Raw genomic sequence first — 17,530 nt, 5'->3', positions numbered from 1 at the left:
GACCGCCCGGCGGGCGACAAGAGGCCCGCCCCTCCGCTCTTTGAGTTTTCGCGCGTTTCGCGCTCCACTTCCGCCTGCGGGTTTGGCCCGCGCAAGGGTTTCACCCTGCCTGCGCGCCTCTTTCCCAGGCACTTTCCGCGCCTCCGCGCCCTTTCCGTTTCCGCCTTTCCGGCGGCTTCGCACCACGGTCGAACGCCCTTCGCCCCGTGGTCGATTCGCCCTGCCCGCGAGCGGTTCTCCGTCTCACCCGCAGGGCCTCTTCGTCCTGCCTCCGCGGGCTCATCCGCACTCCCTCATCCTGGAGAAACACCGCATATGCCGATCGATTTCAACCGACAGATCATCGAGGAGTTCCGCGCCAACGGCGGTCGCGTCGGAGGCCCCTTCGAGGGCGGCCGTCTGCTTCTGCTGACCACCACGGGCGCCCGGTCCGGCGCCCCGCACACCACCCCGCTCGGCTACCTTCCCGACGTCGACGGGCGCGTCCTGGTCATCGCCTCGGCGGCCGGCGCACCGAAGCACCCGGCCTGGTACCACAATCTGCTGGCCCATCCCCGTGTCACCGTCGAGGCAGGCGTCTTCACCTACGAGGCGCAGGCCGTTGTCCTGGAGGGCGCCGAACGCGACCGCGCCTTCGCCCGTGCGGCCGAGGCCGACCCCGGGTGGTCCGATTACCAGGAGAAGACGGAGCGGATCCTTCCCGTGGTGGCCCTGGAGGAAATTCCCGCCGGGCCACCGAATATCAACGCCTCCTCGGTGGGCACGGCACTCAAGGCCGTACACGACGGATTCCGGCGGGAACTCGCCCTGATCCGCGAGGAAATCGCCACCTCGGGCCCCGGTCTCGGTGCCCAGCTCCGGGTGAACTGCCTCTCCCTCTGCCAGGGGCTGCACAATCACCACACCGGTGAGGACGCCGGAATGTTTCCGATGCTCGGCCGGCATCATCCCGAACTCGCCCCGGCCCTGGAGCGTATGCACCAGGAACACGAGAAACTCGCGGTCCTCCTCGCCGACCTGCAGAAAGTCATCTCCGCACAGGACGCGGATCCGCAGCTGGTGCTCTCCGAAGTCGAGCGCCTCACGGAGGAGGTGGAAAACCATCTCACCTATGAGGAGGAGGTGTTGATTCCGGTACTCGACGGAGGGGCCTGCTGAGCCGAGGCGGCCGCCGGGCGGGCACGACGTTCAGATCGCGCCGTCGTGACCCGCCCAGTACGGATCCCGCAGCCGCCGTTTGAAGAGCTTTCCCGAATCGTCGCGCGGCAGCCGCTCCTCGAAGACCACGGCCCGGGGGACCTTGTAGCCGGCGAGCCGCGCACCGACATGGGCGCGTACCGTCTCGGCGCTGAGCAGCACACCGGGTTCGGTCTCCAGGTGCACGGCGAGGACCTCGCCGAACTCCTCGTCGGGGATGCCGAAGACCGCCACGTCACGGACCCCGTCGAGGGCGAGCAGACAGCCCTCGATCTCCGCGGGGTAGATGTTGACCCCGCCGGAGATGACCATGTCGTTGCGGCGGTCGCTGAGGTAGAGGTAGCCGTCCGCGTCGAGATGGCCGATGTCCCCGATGGTGACGTACCCGGGCAGGCCCGGTGCCTCCATGGCGGCGCGTTTGTCCGGGTCGCCGAGGTAGGTGAACGGGGGCCAGTCGTCGGCGGGTTTGAGGTAGATGTCGCCGGTGGCACCGGTCGGCAGCGGCTGCCCGTCGGGGCCGAGGACCGCGACCCCGCAGGTTCCGGTGGCCCGTCCGACGGTGCCGGGGTGGGCCAGCCACTCCGCGCTGTCGCACCAGGTCACGGCACCGGTCTCGCTGCCGCCGTAGTACTCCCGCAGCACCGGCCCCAGCCAGTCGATCATGGCGTGTTTGATATGCGGCGGACAGGGCGCCGCGGCATGTACGACGGAGGTGAGCGAGGACAGGTCGTAGCCCTCGCGGACGTCCTTGGGCAGGCGCAGCAGCCGGACGAACATCGTGGGCACGACCTGGACCTGCTCGATGCGGTGGTGGGCGATCAGCCGGAGGAACTCCTCGGCGTCGAAGCGCGGCATCAGCGTGATGTCCAGACCGGCGGCGAGGGCGAGGACGGCGTGCTGGCTGGGCGAGGCGTGGTAGAGCGGGGCGGGGATGAGCGTACGGCCGCCGGGGGCGACGGCGAAGTACTCCAGGAACCGCAGTACCGCTTCCTCCAGCCGGTCCGCGGCGACGGGTTCGCGCAGCACTCCCTTGGGGCGTCCGGTGGTTCCGGAGCTGTAGATGACGGTGGGCGGGCGTTCCACGGCGACGTCCCGCAGCGGTGCGCGGCCTTCCAGCCAGTCGTCGAGCAGCGGGTGGGCACCGGTGGCCGGCGGCAGGGCGATCCCGCAGGCGGCCGCGACCCCGGCCGGGACGGCCACCTCGACGACCCGTACGCCGTCGGGAAGCACGGCGGACACCTCGGCCAGCAGGTCGGTGTGCACAAAGACGACCTTGCTGCCGCTGTCGGCGAGCACATGGCGCAGCTCGTGGTGCCGGAAGTGCCAGTTGACGGGAACCGCCGAGGCCCCGAGCAGAGCGGCTCCGGCGGTGATCTCCAGATGGGCGGGCTCGTTGCGCAGCACGACGGCGATCCGGTCGCCGGGCTCAACTCCCCATTCCTTCAGGCCGGTTGCGATCCGTGCCGCACGTTCGAGGAAGGCCGGATAGTCGCGTTCATGGCCCGCGCAGCGGATGACCGGGGCGCCGGCGGCGGATCGGGCGACGGCTTCCATGGTGCCTCCAGTGAGTGCGACCGGATGGCTCATTGAACCGGCAAGACGCGTTCCTCGCCAGGGCGCTGACCTCTCGTCAGCCGCGCGCCGGCCATACGACGCGCCCTTCTCGGCCATTCCCCCGCCCCCCCCACTTAGGTCCGAGGTCTCCTGGCCTTCCACTCTCCAATTTCCCCAACTCGCCGCCTCTTCCTCCTAGATGCTCCGATGTTTGTCATGTCCGGGGTCTTCCGGTCCGGCTGCCGGGACTGCACCATGCGGGATGGCACAGGAGGCACGTACGTGACCAACTGACCCGAGGAGCGAGCGATGCACAGCCGCACAAGACCGTTCGGGCTGCCGGTACTGGCGGGGGTGCTGGGCGCCCTGCTGCTGGCCGCCGGCGGCCCCGTCGCCGCCGCGAAGCCCCCGCCCCGGCACACCGCCGGTCCCGGCACCAACCACGCGACCGATGATCCCTTCACCTCGCCGCGCACCTCGTGGTGGCGTCAGAGCCGCTTCGGGATGTTCATCCACTTCGGCGCGTACTCGAATCTGGAGGGCGAATACACCCGGCCCGACGGCACGGTCTGCCGCAACGCCGAGTGGATCAAGCGCGAGTGCCGGATCCCGGACGAGGAGTACGAGCGGCAGGCCGCCACCTTCAACCCGTCGGCCTTCGACGCCCGAGCGATCGTGCGGGCGGCCAAGGACGCCGGTCAGCGCTACATCGTCATCACCTCCAAGCACCACGACGGCTATGCAATGTGGCCCACCCGGCAGAACACCTGGAATCTGCGCGACCACTCCTCCTTCGACCCGCACCGCGACATCCTCGCCGAGCTGAAGAAGGCCGCCGACGCCGCCGGGATCAAACTCGGCTTCTACTACTCGATCTGGGACTGGCACGATCCGGACTTCGCCGACCCGGCCACCTTCCCGCGCTACAAGAAGCGGATGTACGGCCAGCTCAAGGAGCTGATCGACAGCTACGACCCGGCACTGCTGTGGTTCGACGGCGAGTGGGACACGGACAACCCCACCAACCGCTGGTCACGCCGCGACGGTGCCGACCTCCAGGCGTATCTGCACACCCTGAATCCTCGTCTGATCGTCAACAACCGGGTCGGCAAACGCGAGGTGGTCGACGGCGACTTCGGCACACCGGAGCAGGAGATCCCCGCGGAGCCGGTCGACGGGCAGCTCTGGGAGAGCTGTATGACGCTCAACGACCACTGGGGCTTCGCCAAGTACGACACCCACTGGAAGTCGTCGGCGACCGTGGTCCGCAACCTGCTGGACGTGGCGAGCCGCGGCGGCAACTATCTGCTCAACGTGGGCCCGGACAGGCTCGGGCGCATCCCGCAGCCGTCCGTCGACCGGCTGCGGGAGACCGGCCGGTGGCTGGCCGCGCACGGCCAGGGCGACGCGGTGTACGGGGCCGGGCACACCGGTCTGGTGGCGGACCCGCCCTGGGGCGCGGTCTCCCGCCGGGGCAACGAGCTGTACGCCGCCGTCACCTCCTGGCCGGCCCCCGGCGCCGCACTCCACCTCACGGCGAGGGCACCGTTCGACATCACCGCGGCCCGGGTGCTGGGCAGTTCCCAGCAGGTGAAGGCCGTCCGGTCCGGGGACGGCTTCGACCTCACTCCGTCCGGCGCGGCCACCGATCCTCGCGCAAGCGTCATCCGGCTCACCATCCGGCCGCCCGCCGCGGCCTCCGCCGGCACCGGCACCGGACTGACGGCGCGGAGCTGGGCCAATGACTCCTTCACCGGCCCGCCCGCGGTGACCACCGTCGATCCGACGGTGAACAAGTCCTACCGCTTCGACGGCTCACCGGACCCGAAGATCCCCGCCGACCGCTTCAGCACCCGCTGGACCGGCAGCATCCAGCCGCGCTACGACGAGACGTACACCTTCACCACCGTCTCGGACGACACCGTGCGGCTGTGGATCGACGGCACGTTGGTGATCGACGGCGCCACCCCGCACGGCCCGAGGGCCGACAAGGGGACGGTCACCCTGAAGGCCGGTCAGCGGCACCGTATCCGGATCGACTACACGGAGCAGACCGGCGAGGCCCATATGAAGCTGCTGTGGTCCAGCCCGAGCCAGGACCGGCAGATCGTGCCGCGGCGTCAGCTCTACGCCGACTGACCGCGGCCGTACGGGCCGGCCGCGGGTGGGCGGGAAATCGCCCACCCCCGGTTGGGCCGTTCGGTTCGGCGCGGGCCTTCCCATGACCGGCGGGCCTTCCCATGACCGGCCGTGCGTCGGGGCGCCGTTGTCCGTGTCCGCTCCTATCCTCGGGGAGCATGAACCACGACGAGATCCTGCGAACCCATGGCGAGGCTCTCGCCCTCTTCGGGACCCGGGTGCATGCCGTCCGCGACGACCAGTGGGAGGCCCCGACGCCGTGCACGGAGTGGTCGGTGCGCGATCTGGTGAACCACCTCACCGCGGAGCAGCTGTGGGTGCCCCGCCTGGTGCGGGACGGCGCCGCGATCACGGACGTCGGATCGGACTTCGACGGCGAGGTGCTCGGGGACGACCCGGCCGCCGTCTGGGACCGCGCGGCGGTGGCCGCCGTGGCGGCGTTCTCGGAGCGCGGTGCGCTGGACCGGCCGGTCCAGCTGTCCTACGGCTCGCAGCGTGCCGAGGCGTACTGCACACAGATGATGGCCGACGCGGTGGTGCACACCTGGGATCTGTCCCGGGCGATCGGCGCCGAGGAGCGGCTGCCCGGCCATCTGGCGACGGCGGCGCTGCGCGAAGTGGAGCCGTATGCCCCCGGGCTCGCCGCCTCCGGGCTGTTCGCTCCCGCGATGGAGCCGCCGGCGGACGCCGATGATCTCACCCGGCTGTTGTGTCTGCTCGGGCGTCGGCCCTGACCCCGGAGGAGGAGGCCCAAGGGTCAGGGCCGATACACACCTGCGATCAGCCGATCAGTCGATGCCGCGGAAGATATTCGGCTCGGCGGGATCGTCGTCGCAGCCGGCCAGGCGCACCGGGGCACAGCGGTCCCAGACTTCTAGGTTGCGGACTTCCTTGATCCGGCCTGGCCGCTCGCCCTGCTTCAAACGGGGCTGCTTGTGTTGAGCTTTGTGCAATGCCACCACGCACTCCTTCATCGAGGTATTGGTTCCGACGCGGTGGCGCCTTGTTCACAAACCGGGAGGTCAGCCAAGGTTTGTGGCGTTCCCGCGACGGGCCAATGGTGTTGGCGTCTCCCAGAAAGGTCGTCCGTCGCCCCTCAGAGTAACGACGCGGCACGCGGCGCGCTCGACGTTTTCCCTTGAGAAAGTCAAGTCCTCGAAAAGCGCGAATAACGCCCCCCGAGAATGACGGGCGACAGGCTCGAATATGTGATGTACGTCACTCACTCCAATGGCCCTGCGGTTGCTGCATTCGCGCCGGTCCCTACGCTGGAGAGTGAGCGAGGGATCCGGCCTCCAAGGCCGCGCGCCATGCCGCGGAGCGCGCGGCCGCGGTGCTACCCATGGGCGGGTGGCATGGTTCTCGGATTCCGGTTACTGGCTGGGGCGGCTGGTCTTCCAGCGCCTGCTGGCCGTTCTCTATGTGGTCGCGTTCCTCGCGGCGGTGCGGCAGTTCCGGGCACTGATCGGTGCGCGCGGGATGCTGCCGGTGCCCGACTACGTGGCGAGGGTGCCGTTCCGCGCGGCGCCCTCGGTCTTCCACTGGCACTACTCGGACCGCTTCTTCGCACTGTGGTCATGGGGCGGGGTCCTGCTCGCCGCGGCCGTGGCGGCCGGGGCCGCGGACGCCGTGCCGCTGTGGGCGTCGATGGTGATGTGGGCCGTGTTGTGGGTGCTGTATCTGTCCATCGTGAACGTCGGGCAGACCTGGTACGGCTTCGGCTGGGAGTCGCTGCTGCTGGAGGCGGGCTCGCTGGCGGTGTTCCTGGGAAACGCCGAGACCGCTCCCCCGGTGACGATCATGTGGCTGCTGCGATGGCTGCTGTTCCGGGTGGAGTTCGGGGCCGGGCTGATCAAAATGCGCGGCGACCGCTGCTGGCGGGATCTGACCTGCCTCTACTACCACCATGAGACCCAGCCGATGCCGGGCCCGCTGAGCTGGTTCTTCCACCATCTTCCCAAGCCCCTCCACCGGGTCGAGGTGGCCGCCAACCATGTCGCCCAACTCGCCGTTCCGGTCCTGCTGTTCACACCGCAGCCGATCGCCGGATGGGCGGCGGTCGCGATGGTGGTCACCCAGCTGTGGCTGGTGGTCTCCGGCAACTTCGCCTGGCTGAACTGGGTGACCATCGCACTCGCCCTGTCGGCCGCCGCCCCGCTGTGGGCGCAGCCCTCCGCACCGCTCCCGGCGCCACCCGTCTGGTTCGAGGTCCTGGTCCTCCTCGCCACCGCCGGGGTCCTCGCGCTCAGCTACCGGCCGGCCCGCAATCTGCTGGCCCGGCAGCAGATGATGAACACGTCCTACGAGTCGCTCCATCTGGTCAACTCGTACGGCGCGTTCGGCAGCATCACGCGAGTGCGCCGGGAGATCGTGGTGGAGGGGACGGCGGACGCGGTGACCGGGCCGGACACGACCTGGCTCGCCTACGAGTTCCACGGCAAGCCGGGTGCGGTGCGCCGGATGCCGCGTCAGTTCGCGCCGTACCACCTGCGGCTGGACTGGCTGATGTGGTTCGCCGCGCTGTCACCGGCCTACGCACGGGCCTGGTTCGTGCCGTTCGTGACGCGGCTGCTGGAGAACGACCGGGACACGCTGCGGCTGCTGCGCGGCAATCCGTTCCCGGATCTGCCGCCGGCCCGGATCAGGGCCCGGGTCTTCCGCTACCGCTTCACGACCTGGCGGGAACTGCGGGATACCGGGGCGTGGTGGCATCGCACCGAGGAGCGGGAGTTTCTGCCGCCGGTTGCGCGGTCAGCTCTGCACGGAAGGCGATGACCATATCGCGTGCGTGGCGCAGTCCGATGCGCACGAAGTCCTTTTCCAAGGAGGCCAGTTCGGCCAGTGTCTCGTCCCGGTCGCGGCCGAGGCGGGCGCGGGACTTGACCAGGCCGAGCCGGGAGAGGGCCACGCCGCGGGGCTCCTGCATGTCATTGAACTCCTGCAGCGAGAGGGTGTAGGTCTCCCGCGCGGACTCGTAACGTCCCGCCCGGTAGAGGACGTTGGCGCGCATCTTGTGGTTGTAGGCGAGCGCGCTCGCCAGGTCCATGGCGCGGCAGATGGCCTCCGCCTCGGACAGCAGATCCAGCGCCCGGTCCGTCTCGCCCTGGACGGACAGGACATCGGCGACGCCGCGCAGCGACCAGGCGCGCCCGCGGAAGTCATCGGCCTCGGCGGCGATCCGGGCGGACTCCTCGAACAGCTCCAGGGCCTTGTCGTAGCCGCCGGTGTTGCGGTGCATCTGGGCTATGCCGGACATCGCCCAGACCATGTGCCGGGCCTCGCCGTGCGCCCGGCCCTGTTCGAGCAGCTGCTCGTGGAGTTCGGCGACCGCGGCGTAGTCGCCCTGTATGCGGCCGGTCTCGGCGAGGCCGGCGAGCGAGTAGCCGTGGGCGAGGCGGTCACCGCTGCCGTCGGCCAGCGCGACAGCATGGGTGAGCAGCCGGCGGGCGAGCGGCAGGGTCCCGCACTGGCGGGCCAGGGTGCCGCCGCTCCACAGGGCCCAGGCCATGGCGCCCGGGTCACCGGCGGTGCGGCCGCTGCGGTAGCTCTCCCGCCAGGCGTCGCCCGCCTCCGCCACCCGGCCGAGCCGGCGGTTGGCCTCGGCGACCGCGAGCGCGGCCCGTGACCGCTCCAGTGGTGTGCCCGCGTCGGCGTGCGCCCGGCTCGCCGTCGCCAGTACCTCCTCGTAGGAGGAGTTCACACCCAGAGCCGAGCCCAACTCGCCCTGGTATTCCGGGGCGAATGCCTTGCCGTACATAGATCCGTGGCCCTCTCGATTCATCTCCGTGCCTTGATCAACAACCTACGATCCGTGAAGGGGCCGGCGAATCCGTCCGCATGTGGGTTATGCCGTACGACTCGAGTGCTACGGAGGAGGATCATGGTCATCATGGGGATGTAGGGGCTCGTCAGGGTCACCCCTCCGATGGGGGACCGCGCGAGCCCATGCACCCCGCGCCCCGCCGGACGCTCGGCTTGCCGGAGCCGGGCGGCACGGGACACCCTGCTGACAACCACCCGTCACGGACCACCGACCGCGAGCACCGAGGTGTGGCATGGGAGCAGAAGGCACGGGAACGCAGACCGGGAGCGGTACGGGCCGCCGGCGGTTCCTCGGCACCGTCGCGGGGCTGGGGCTGGCCGCGGCGGCCGGGACGGGGCTGCGCTCGTTGGAGGACACCGAGCCCGCGCAGGCCCCCCGCCGCCCGGCGCCACGCCCGCCCCGCGTCCGTCCGCTCTTCCTGGGGACCTACACCTCGGTCGAGGGCGGCGGCACCGGCGTCGGATACGGCACGTACGACACCAGGACCGGGCAGATCACCGCCGGCGGGGTGGTGACCGGCGTCGGCGATCCCTCGTACCTCGCCCTGGCGCCGTCCGGCCGCACCCTCTACGCGGTCAACGAGCGGGAGCAGGGCGGGGTGACCGCCATGGCGCTGCGGCCGGACGGCCCGCCCGGCGTCCTGGGCACCCGGTCCACGGGCGGCGCGGGCCCCTGCCATCTGTCGGTGCACCCCGGCGGCCGCTGGCTGCTCAGCGCCAACTACCTCTCCGGCAGCGTCGCCGTACATCCGGTCGACCGGGCCACCGGCGCCCTGGGCGAGCGCACGGATCTGGTCACCCACTCCAGCCCGCCGCCCGGCCCCGGACAGGACGGGCCGCATGCCCACCAGATCATCACCGCCCCGGACGGCCGCCATGTGCTGGCGGTGGACCTCGGCAACGACACCGTCTACACCTACCGGCTCGACTCCTCGGCCGGAAAGCTCACCCAGCTGTCGTACGCGACGCTGCGGCCCGGGGCCGGCCCCCGGCATCTGACCTTCCATCCCTCCGGCGACTTCGCGTATCTGGCGAACGAGGTCGACAACACGGTCGTGGTCTGCCGCTACGACCGCCGGAGCGGACGACTCACGCCCGGTGCGCCGCAGCCCACGGGCACCGGCCCGGGCACCAGCTACCCGGCGCAGCTCCTGGTCACCAGGGACGGCCGCTTCGCCTATCTCGCCAACCGCGGCCACAACAGCCTGACCCGCTACGCCGTGGAGACCGCCGGGGCCCGGCTGCGACTGCTGGACACCGTGCCCGTGGGCGGGGACTTCCCCCGGCAGATCGCCTTCTCACCGGATCAGCGATGGCTCTTCGCGGCGAACCAGAAGTCCGGATCGGTGACGGTGTTCTCGGTGGACCCCCGGACCGGGACCCTGGACCGCACGGGCACCCCGTTCACGGCTCCGGTACCGGTGTGCGTCCTGCCACTGTGAGCGGGGGGCATGGGCCGCTCCGGGGTCCGCGGCGCGGTCCCCATGGCTCCTTGAACCGCCACCACCCCGGCCACGCGACCACCGGCAACCCGCACCAGCCCTCCCCCAACCCAGCGGCAAGTCCGACTTCTTCAAAGGCAAGCAGCTAAAGCTGTGGGGCTGTGCGGCTCCATGCTTACTCAGCCGCCGCCGGCTCTGCGAGAAGGCCCGGCAACGCCGCGAACCAGGCTCCGTGGCTCAGGGAGTCGGGGGGTTCGACCTCCATGCCGAGTTCGACCGTGGCGACGGCGTAATCCGCCTCGTCCAGGTTCAGGCCGAGCAGCTCGTGGAGTTCACCGATGAGCCTGGCGACGAGGCCGGGGGCGGTCGAGGCGCGGTAGTCGGCGACGGCGCCGGCATGGTCGCCGAATTCCTCCGGCATGCCCTGGGAAAACCAGCCACCGAGCAGCTGCCCCAGCTCCGGAAAGCGGGCGTGCCACTCCCAGTGTGTCTGTGGTGTCAGGTACTCGGGGGCTTCGGCGGAATCGACGCTCGCTCGAAGATGGCCCGCCACGCACTCCAGCCAGCTCTGAATCTTCTCCTGCGGAAGCCCGGTGTCGGGCAGGTGGAAATACTCTCCGAGGCGGATCCGTACGTCGGAGGGTGGGAACTTGGCGAACTCGGCGACTTGCCGGGCCCCGATGGAGATGACCCAGGGGCGGGTGTGCCAGGTATGGCGCAGATACGCCTCGAGGGCGGTGCTGCGCTCCTCGGGGGTGTCATCGGCGGTCTGCCCGAGGTAGGCGTGCAGCACCTGTTCCATCTCGCCGTAGTCGCGGTCATGCGGAAAGGGTTTCAGCGGCATATCGGCCCCTCAGAGATAGATGGGGAATGTTGCATGCACGCGAAACCCATTCGGATTGTCCGGGTCCCGCTTGAGGATGACCCGAGCCGCGTGTACGTCCGTGGCTTCCCGGCCGGCCAGCAGCATTGCCTTGATCTGGACTCGGCCGACCGGTTCCCGTGAGGGCCAGGCCGCCTCGACCGTGAGGCGGTCGCGACTGCTTTGCGCGAGCCAGCGGCGGATTTTTTGATCGTTCAGGGAGACAACCTGCTGGGTGCACCACTGCGCCGTTTCGCGGTCGGGGTAGGAGGCGGCACGCGTCAACATGTCGAGAGTTCCTCCTTGTCCGTGTGATGGTCGCGCATGTGCTCGGTGAGACGGGAGGCAAGATGAGTAAACCATTCGGTCCATGTGGGATGGTCGCCCATGGCCGATTGCGTGACCTCTTCGAAAACGTAGTGAAGCATTTCCTCCGTGGGGTAGGCGGCGAGCGCCATGTGTACTTCGGCGACCAGACGGGGCACCGTCCAGCGGCAGCGAGGGTGGACCTCACCCAGCCAGTTGTCGATGGCCTCATCAGACGAGTCGATGGCGTCGCAGTAACTGGCTTCCAGGTGGCCATTGAATTGACTGAGGAGAGGGTAGAGGTCCTGAATTTGATGACTGGCGGGAGGGAGCAAGGACCCGGCTGAAGGCCGCGATTCTTTTTCGAGCACCGAAATGCAATTTTCGAGCGTCGACCGTACGGTTTCAGCGCTTTGGTGGCGAGAGAGCCGCTTGACGACTGCTTGGAAGGCCGGGTGCACGTCCGGAAGAGAAAGGACTTCCCGGGTTTGCGCCACCACTTCTTCCACGGTACGGGATGTGCCCCCCGCATTGGCTGCAAGCAGGCGACGGAACCTCTCAACGACAGTCGGCGAAGCGGTGTCGAGATCCTGACGCTTCCCATCCGACAGAAATTCGACGAAATGAACGGCGCCACCGTATCGGCGATACCAATAGAGGTCGGCCTTCTCGGTTGATTCGGGCATTTTATTCCTTGGGGTAGCTGGTAAGTACCACGAATTTTGGCGTCATGTTCGGTTCATAGCGGAGGATCGTTTGCACGCGACGTACGTTTTCGGGTTTCGCGTCGTCCCCTTGAGCCATGTAATCCTGCTTGGAAACGCTCCTTCCGGTAATCTCATTACTCCCCTCCGGGCTTTCAATCGACAGCGAACTGGGGGGAGGATCACTCTCAAGCCATTCTCTGATCTTTCGATCGTTGTCGTCTATGTTCTCCTGTGTGAATTTCTGCGCATCATGCATGTTCTTGAACGTCGAAGATGAACTTGGGGCTATGTTTCCGTTCGGCCTGAGATCATCTCGCAATCTCTGGGTGAGCTGCTCATCGGTCTTCCCTACGTGCTTGTCGATCGGGTGCGCGTGCGAGTTCGGGTTCCCGGCCTGCTTCTCCTCCTGACTCGCCAAGTCGATCGGATAGGCATGCTTCGACTTGTCATCGTCCGGCACGTTCCACGTGTGATCCGGCTTGAACTCGTGGAGGGCGCGGTTGCCGACAGCCTCCGCCCTTGCCTCCTCCGCGGCGTAAGTTGGCGCGCTGCGCGCAGCTTCGTCCAGCGGGTCTTCGAGGCTTGTCAAGGACTGGCCGATCGTGTGGGCACGATTCTCGTACTTCTCCATCGCCTGCGCGATGGCACCTTGGTCAAGCTTCTGGAGAAAAATGGCCGCGATCTCATTCATGCCCATCAGCATGAGCTTGGCCTTCTCGACGACATCGAAATCCCCGATGATCTCCTTGATCGTGTCCTTTACCGCCTGAACGAATATTTGCTTGAGCTTGCGCCGGGCATCATCAGCGGCATCGGCCCACTCTTCGCAGCTGTCGGCCAGCCTCTTGGCCGAATCCCTCTGCACCTCCAGGATGGGGCGGCTGGTGGCGTTCCTGTGATCAGGGCCGTGCGGTCCGGGCTTCTTTCCGTGTCCCCAAACGTAGCCGTCGGAAGGGCGGTTCGGGTCGCTTCCCCAGGCTGTCGTACCCCAGATGCTGCGGCAGAACGTATGCATGGCGGCCTGCCACTCGTCGTTCTGCGTGTTGGTGATGCCAGCGATCTCGGTGCTGAAACCAGTCCCGGCGTCTGTATGGTTCCGTGCTGCGGTGCGCCACAGGTCGGCAAGGGAACGCAGTTCGTCCGAGTCGGCCAGAGGCAGGTTCTCCGCGACCTTCACGAACCCCTTGAAGCGATCGAGGAGAACGTGTTGTATGGCGTCGTCGATCGCGGGCACATCTTCGAGGAAATCATCCATCCCTTCGGCCGTCGCGTCCCGGTAAATCGACGGAGGCGTGGGGTAGTTGGGTGCTTTCTCGATCACGCTCGGCGGATGCTCGGTCGCCGACGACCCGCTCGACTTATGGTTTGTCGCCTCTTCTGCCTTGACGTAGTTGTTCGCGGTGACGGTGAGGCCGGTAGACACACCGCCAATGCTCGCTATGCTGCGTCCCCATACATGGAGAACCCTTGACGCCGTCTTGTCATAGGGTGCACCGAAGGCGGCAGCCGCAACCCCTCCGCCGCCCGAAGCCTGGTATTCACTGTGCTCGGAGAGTAGATGCTTGGCGTGGGAGTGATAGGCGTCCTGTTGCTCCGCGACGTTCCGGGAAACGGCGTAAAGGTCTTCCGGGTCGACGTCGAAACCACCAGAAGAAGGGGGGTTGGCCATCAGGCAGCCCCCCAACCGCGCATCACGGCTTGGTGTGCCGAACTGTAATTGCTGTGGCCGTTCGTGACGAGGTGGTGGCACCAGCGCTGAGCAGATTGCAGGCTTTTCATGGAGGCTTCCCACTCGTCCATGCGTTGCATGCAGGCGTCCCTGGCGTCGCCTTCCCAACTCTCCATGATCTTAAATAGTGCGTCCTGAACAGATTCGAGATTCTCCGTCAGCCGGCTTAGCGTCTGATCCAGTTCTGATGTCAGGTAGGTCAATGCGGAAAAATTGACCGATATCGCGGTACTCAAGGACACTTCCCCCCGGTGCGTCGGACGCCATGCGTTGCCAGCCGTCGAACATAACTGATCAGTGAACGGCAGTGCGGCATCGAACCAGGTGAGTTCCGGTCAAGAAGCTTGGCTGGATAGCGATATGCGCAGCGGATGACGACACCGTCCGCGACGTGAGCCTCATTTTGCGATCACCGGGATCGCCGTCGCCCAGGTGCGGATGCGGCGGAAGCTGGAGCGTACGGAGCCGGAGCGGCTGACGCTGAAGATGTGGCTGTTTCCGTGGCTGAGCCGGCTGACCATTGCGCTGATGGCAGTGGTGATCGGGGCCATGGCGTGGTTGCCGGACAGCCGGTCGCAGTTCTGGCTGAGTCTGCTGACGGTGGCCGTGGTGCTGGCCGGTTACGAGCTGCGGCGGCGGAAGGGACCGGCCGGCGCGGGCTGAGCCGCGCCGGCCGAACGGACACGTCCTAGCACACGCCCTAGCCGGCCTGCTGCTCGTAGCCCACGAGCCGGACGCAGACGGCGAGGCCCTCGATGGCCTGCTCCAGTTCTTCGAGGCCGGGGTAGCTGGGCGCGATCCGGATGGTGGCGTCGCGCGGGTCGTCACCGTACGGGTGGGTGGCGCCGGCCGGGGTCAGCACGATGCCCGCCTCGGCGGCCCGGCGTACGACCTCCTTGGCGCAGCCGTCCGGCACTTCGAGGGTGACGAAGTAGCCGCCCTTGGGGTCGGTCCAGCGGGCCAGTCCGGTGCCGCCGAGCTCGGCCTCCAGGATGCGGGCCACCGCCTCGAACTTCGGCCCGAGCAGGGCGCGCTGGCGCTCCATGTGGGTCCGCACCCCGTCGGCGTCCCGCAGGAACATCGCGTGCCGCAGCTGATTGACCTTGTCCGGGCCGATCGACCGCTTGGCGTTGTTGGCCAGCAGCCACTTCACGTTCGCGGGCGACGAGCCGAAGAAGGCGACGCCCGCGCCCGCCGCGGTGATCTTCGAGGTGGAGCCGAAGACGAACGCGCGGTCCGGGTTCCCGGCGTCCGCGCAGGCGGCGAGCAGATCGGCGATCTCGACGGGCTCGTCGGTGAGGTGGTGGGCGGCGTACGCGTTGTCCCAGAAGATCCGGAAATCGGGCGCGGCGGTGTTCATCGCGGCCAGTCGCGCCACCGTCGCGTCGCTGTAGCAGACCCCGTCCGGGTTGCTGTACTTCGGGACGCACCAGATGCCCTTGACGGCCGGGTCCTCGGCGACCAAACGCTCCACGACCGCCATGTCCGGCCCCTCGGCCGTCATCGGCACCGGGATCATCTCGATCCCGAACCGCTCACAGAGCGCGAAGTGCCGGTCGTAGCCCGGTATCGGGCACAGGAACGCGATCCGCTCCTGCTCCACCCACCGCGACTCGGCCCCCGGCAGCACGCTCAGCAGGGCGTGCACCAGGCTGTCGTGCATCAGCTCAAGGCTGGAGTTGCCCGCCGCGAGGAGCTGCCCGACCGGCACCTGGAGCACCCCGGCGAATATCTCCCGGAGCTCCAGCAGCCCTTCAAGACCACCGTAGTTGCGCACGTCCGTACCGTCGGCGGCGGTGTGCCGCCCGGCCGGCAGGCTCAGCAGTTCCTCGGAGAGGTCGAGCTGCTCGGGCGCCGGCTTGCCCCGCGTGAGATTCAGCGAGAGTCCGCGCCCCGCGAGATCCTGATAGTCCTTGCGGGCCCGCTCGAGGAGCCCGTTCAGGGCGTCGGCGCTCAGCTCGGTGGTCATGGTGTTTCCTCTCAGGCCGGTGGCGCCGCGGGGTCGGCGCCCGGGGCTTCGGTACTGCCTGCCGAGGATACAAACCGGCGTCCGGCCGCCCCGGCCAGGCCCGGGTGGATCTTGCTCGGGCCCGGCATACCAGGCCCGGCACCTCACTGCCGTATCGGTTCGCACCGCTATGGCCGCTATGTAGCAGAATGCAGCCGAATTGCCATTTTGTGAGGTGGGTTCCGGAACCGCGAGGCACCCGGCCAAGATCCACCGGACACGGCTGCCCGCCCGGACGGCCAGGAACCCCGCGTGGGCACGGCACCGTCGTACAGAGCATGATCGACACTCCCGCCGCTCGGACACAGCGGCTCATCGAGGCGTGGGGGCACGTCACGGCCGACTCGGACCGCGCCGAAGCGGACCCGCTCGTCCAGGACTGCGCCCGCCGCCTGCTCACCGATCCCGGCGGCGGGACGGCGTATCTGTGGACCTTCGGGCTGGTGCGGATGGCCGGATACCTCGCCTGGCAGCCGGGGCAGGAAGCCGCCCGGAGCGCTCTGGACGCGCTGCGCGCCGTCGACCGGGCGCTGGGGGGCCCGCCCTGCGCCCATCCCTCCCACCCCTACGAGGGCACCCTGAAGGGGCTCCTGGCGGACGAGGTGTGGCTGGCCGGGCCCGACCTAATGAGCCTGGTCGGGCCCGCAGCCGAGGACGGCGTCTGGCGGTGCCCGGCCAACGTGGCCGGCTTCGCGCGGCTCACCGCCGACGTCCTCGCCCCGTTCACGGTCCGCGGCATACCCGGGCTGATCCCCGACGCCCACACGAGCAGCCTGAGCAACCTGTCCTCGGTCCTCAACGGCTACCCCTACGGCGACCCCGGCGAGGAGCTGTCCTTCCAGGCCGGCGGCCTCCCCCGCCATCCGACGCAGGGGGTGCTCGCCGGGTATGTCGTCACCCTGCACGCGAGCCAGTGGTACGCGACGTCCGGCCTGATCACCGAGAAACGCGTGCTGGACGACATGATCGCGGGCCTGGAGGCGGCGCTGCCGCTACTGGGCGACGCGCCCTGTGCACGTACCGTCGCCGAGCACCCCGGCCTGGACAGCGACCCGAGCGGCAACGCCAGGACCGGCTACCTCCTGCGCAGCCCCGGCGGCCGGGCCGAGCTCAGGTCGTGGCACGCGGACGCGCCCCTGGAGCGGTGGCTGTGCCACGACTTCCTGCGCGGCCTCGCCCACGAGGCGCTGGGCAATCTGCGCTATGCGCGGGACTCGCTCTTCGGCATCCGGGACGACCGCCTTCTGGACGCCGAGTACCTCCGCCCCGACGGGCGGCTCGACATCGGCGCGCTCACACACTGCTTCGACGAGGCGGAGTACGACACGTCGTGGCAGGCCGAGAACGCCGTGCGCTGGGCCGCCCGGCGCTACGCGGCCACGGAGGACGGCAGCCCACGGGAGCGTCTGGTGCTGCTGCTCCTCGTCCTGTGGTGCGCGGGGACCGCCGAACTGGCTCCTGACGTCGGCGAGGAGATCCGGGACCTGCTCGTCGGCGCCCGGACGGTCCCGTCCGACTCGGCGTGTGCGCACGCCGATGCCCATCCACCCGAGTACCCGGACTTCGAGGCGCACCTCAACCACCTCTACGCACCGGATGAGTTCGACGCCCCCGAGGAAGCCCGTGGCGCCGGGGCGTGGGGCTGCCCCCGCTACCTGGCCGGGCTGGCCGAGGACGCGCTCGCGGCACTGACGTGATCACGGGACGCGGCGAACGCGCCGAGGTCTGCCACCGCACCATCACCGTCACCGTCGCGGCGATCCG

The 17,530-nt window shown here is 68.7% G+C and carries 16 protein-coding genes; 7 read left to right on the top strand and 9 right to left on the bottom strand.

Going from position 1 to position 17,530, the window contains the following annotated elements; all coding sequences use genetic code 11:
* Positions 1-315: 315 nt before the first annotated feature.
* On the top strand, positions 316-1,158 hold the full coding sequence (locus NUT86_RS35055) for a nitroreductase/quinone reductase family protein (protein ID WP_274739368.1): 843 nt from the start codon (positions 316-318) through the stop codon (positions 1,156-1,158).
* Positions 1,159-1,188: 30 nt separating this feature from the next.
* Here the strand turns inward: NUT86_RS35055 and NUT86_RS35050 are convergent, their stop codons facing one another.
* On the bottom strand, positions 1,189-2,751 hold the full coding sequence (locus NUT86_RS35050; protein WP_274739366.1) for an AMP-binding protein: 1,563 nt from the start codon (positions 2,749-2,751) through the stop codon (positions 1,189-1,191).
* 309 nt (positions 2,752-3,060) lie between these two features.
* Here NUT86_RS35050 and NUT86_RS35045 point away from each other — a divergent pair, with 309 nt between their 5' ends.
* A complete protein-coding gene (locus NUT86_RS35045; protein ID WP_274739364.1) occupies positions 3,061-4,890 on the top strand; it encodes an alpha-L-fucosidase in 1,830 nt (609 codons plus the stop codon).
* A 158-nt stretch (positions 4,891-5,048) separates the two neighbouring features.
* Entirely contained in the window at positions 5,049-5,624 is a 576-nt protein-coding gene (locus NUT86_RS35040) for a TIGR03086 family metal-binding protein (RefSeq protein WP_274739362.1), read from the top strand.
* 54 nt (positions 5,625-5,678) lie between these two features.
* On the opposite strand, the gene NUT86_RS35035 is transcribed toward NUT86_RS35040, so the two are convergent.
* Positions 5,679-5,849: a hypothetical protein gene (locus tag NUT86_RS35035; RefSeq protein WP_158686011.1), complete on the bottom strand. Its 171-nt coding sequence runs from the start codon at positions 5,847-5,849 to the stop codon at positions 5,679-5,681.
* A gap of 391 nt (positions 5,850-6,240) precedes the next feature.
* Between NUT86_RS35035 and NUT86_RS35030 the strand changes: the two genes are divergently transcribed.
* Positions 6,241-7,665, top strand: a complete 1,425-nt coding sequence (locus NUT86_RS35030; protein WP_274739361.1) for a lipase maturation factor family protein — start codon at positions 6,241-6,243, stop codon at positions 7,663-7,665.
* Here the strand turns inward: NUT86_RS35030 and NUT86_RS35025 are convergent.
* Positions 7,559-8,647, bottom strand: coding sequence for a tetratricopeptide repeat protein (locus NUT86_RS35025; RefSeq protein WP_159484915.1), 1,089 nt, complete (start codon positions 8,645-8,647; stop codon positions 7,559-7,561). The genes NUT86_RS35030 and NUT86_RS35025 overlap by 107 nt on opposite strands.
* A 298-nt stretch (positions 8,648-8,945) precedes the next feature.
* Here NUT86_RS35025 and NUT86_RS35020 point away from each other — a divergent pair, with 298 nt between their 5' ends.
* Positions 8,946-10,154, top strand: coding sequence for a lactonase family protein (locus NUT86_RS35020; RefSeq protein WP_274739360.1), 1,209 nt, complete (start codon positions 8,946-8,948; stop codon positions 10,152-10,154).
* A 175-nt stretch (positions 10,155-10,329) separates the two neighbouring features.
* Here the strand turns inward: NUT86_RS35020 and NUT86_RS35015 are convergent, their stop codons facing one another.
* Genes NUT86_RS35015 through NUT86_RS34995 form a run of 5 tightly spaced genes read right to left on the bottom strand, consistent with a single transcriptional unit; the run spans position 10,330 to position 13,994 of the window.
* Positions 10,330-10,998: a contact-dependent growth inhibition system immunity protein gene (locus NUT86_RS35015; protein ID WP_266443765.1), complete on the bottom strand. Its 669-nt coding sequence runs from the start codon at positions 10,996-10,998 to the stop codon at positions 10,330-10,332.
* 9 nt (positions 10,999-11,007) lie between these two features.
* Positions 11,008-11,304 (bottom strand): RNase A-like domain-containing protein, encoded by a 297-nt coding sequence (locus NUT86_RS35010; RefSeq protein WP_266443768.1) that lies wholly within the window; start codon positions 11,302-11,304, stop codon positions 11,008-11,010.
* The gene (locus NUT86_RS35005) at positions 11,298-12,008 is read right to left on the bottom strand and encodes a hypothetical protein (RefSeq protein ID WP_274739358.1); all 711 of its coding nucleotides are present in this window, start codon (positions 12,006-12,008) and stop codon (positions 11,298-11,300) included. Before NUT86_RS35005 ends, NUT86_RS35010 begins: the two co-directional genes overlap by 7 nt.
* Position 12,009: 1 nt before the next feature.
* Positions 12,010-13,698, bottom strand: coding sequence for an RNase A-like domain-containing protein (locus NUT86_RS35000; protein WP_274739357.1), 1,689 nt, complete (start codon positions 13,696-13,698; stop codon positions 12,010-12,012).
* Positions 13,698-13,994 (bottom strand): WXG100 family type VII secretion target, encoded by a 297-nt coding sequence (locus NUT86_RS34995; RefSeq protein ID WP_266443774.1) that lies wholly within the window; start codon positions 13,992-13,994, stop codon positions 13,698-13,700. The genes NUT86_RS35000 and NUT86_RS34995 overlap by 1 nt, the downstream gene beginning before the upstream one ends.
* Before the next feature lie 202 nt (positions 13,995-14,196).
* Between NUT86_RS34995 and NUT86_RS34990 the strand changes: the two genes are divergently transcribed.
* Positions 14,197-14,421: a hypothetical protein gene (locus NUT86_RS34990; protein WP_274739355.1), complete on the top strand. Its 225-nt coding sequence runs from the start codon at positions 14,197-14,199 to the stop codon at positions 14,419-14,421.
* A gap of 37 nt (positions 14,422-14,458) precedes the next feature.
* On the opposite strand, the gene NUT86_RS34985 is transcribed toward NUT86_RS34990, so the two are convergent.
* The gene (locus NUT86_RS34985; protein WP_018088453.1) at positions 14,459-15,727 is read right to left on the bottom strand and encodes an aminotransferase class I/II-fold pyridoxal phosphate-dependent enzyme; all 1,269 of its coding nucleotides are present in this window, start codon (positions 15,725-15,727) and stop codon (positions 14,459-14,461) included.
* Positions 15,728-16,044: 317 nt separating this feature from the next.
* Between NUT86_RS34985 and NUT86_RS34980 the strand changes: the two genes are divergently transcribed.
* The gene (locus NUT86_RS34980) at positions 16,045-17,463 is read left to right on the top strand and encodes a hypothetical protein (protein WP_274739352.1); all 1,419 of its coding nucleotides are present in this window, start codon (positions 16,045-16,047) and stop codon (positions 17,461-17,463) included.
* Positions 17,464-17,530 lie beyond the last annotated feature (67 nt).

This window comes from Streptomyces sp. G7(2002), from assembly GCF_028870195.1.
Taxonomy (GTDB): domain Bacteria; phylum Actinomycetota; class Actinomycetes; order Streptomycetales; family Streptomycetaceae; genus Streptomyces; species Streptomyces nigrescens.
Note: the sequence above shows the minus strand (reverse complement) of the source record. Positions and strands in the feature narration are given on the sequence as shown.

What these genes read in the sequence shown, in the direction of transcription:
- NUT86_RS35015 (WP_266443765.1), bottom strand. Translation starts at nt 10,998, where the DNA reads ATGCCGCTGAAACCCTTTCCGCATGACCGCGACTACGGCGAGATGGAA.
- NUT86_RS35050 (WP_274739366.1), bottom strand. Translation starts at nt 2,751, where the DNA reads ATGGAAGCCGTCGCCCGATCCGCCGCCGGCGCCCCGGTCATCCGCTGC.
- NUT86_RS35025 (WP_159484915.1), bottom strand. Translation starts at nt 8,647, where the DNA reads ATGTACGGCAAGGCATTCGCCCCGGAATACCAGGGCGAGTTGGGCTCG.
- NUT86_RS35020 (WP_274739360.1), top strand. Translation starts at nt 8,946, where the DNA reads ATGGGAGCAGAAGGCACGGGAACGCAGACCGGGAGCGGTACGGGCCGC.
- NUT86_RS35040 (WP_274739362.1), top strand. Translation starts at nt 5,049, where the DNA reads ATGAACCACGACGAGATCCTGCGAACCCATGGCGAGGCTCTCGCCCTC.
- NUT86_RS35045 (WP_274739364.1), top strand. Translation starts at nt 3,061, where the DNA reads ATGCACAGCCGCACAAGACCGTTCGGGCTGCCGGTACTGGCGGGGGTG.
- NUT86_RS35005 (WP_274739358.1), bottom strand. Translation starts at nt 12,008, where the DNA reads ATGCCCGAATCAACCGAGAAGGCCGACCTCTATTGGTATCGCCGATAC.
- NUT86_RS34980 (WP_274739352.1), top strand. Translation starts at nt 16,045, where the DNA reads ATGATCGACACTCCCGCCGCTCGGACACAGCGGCTCATCGAGGCGTGG.
- NUT86_RS35010 (WP_266443768.1), bottom strand. Translation starts at nt 11,304, where the DNA reads ATGTTGACGCGTGCCGCCTCCTACCCCGACCGCGAAACGGCGCAGTGG.
- NUT86_RS35055 (WP_274739368.1), top strand. Translation starts at nt 316, where the DNA reads ATGCCGATCGATTTCAACCGACAGATCATCGAGGAGTTCCGCGCCAAC.
- NUT86_RS34985 (WP_018088453.1), bottom strand. Translation starts at nt 15,727, where the DNA reads ATGACCACCGAGCTGAGCGCCGACGCCCTGAACGGGCTCCTCGAGCGG.
- NUT86_RS35000 (WP_274739357.1), bottom strand. Translation starts at nt 13,698, where the DNA reads ATGGCCAACCCCCCTTCTTCTGGTGGTTTCGACGTCGACCCGGAAGAC.
- NUT86_RS34990 (WP_274739355.1), top strand. Translation starts at nt 14,197, where the DNA reads ATGCGGCGGAAGCTGGAGCGTACGGAGCCGGAGCGGCTGACGCTGAAG.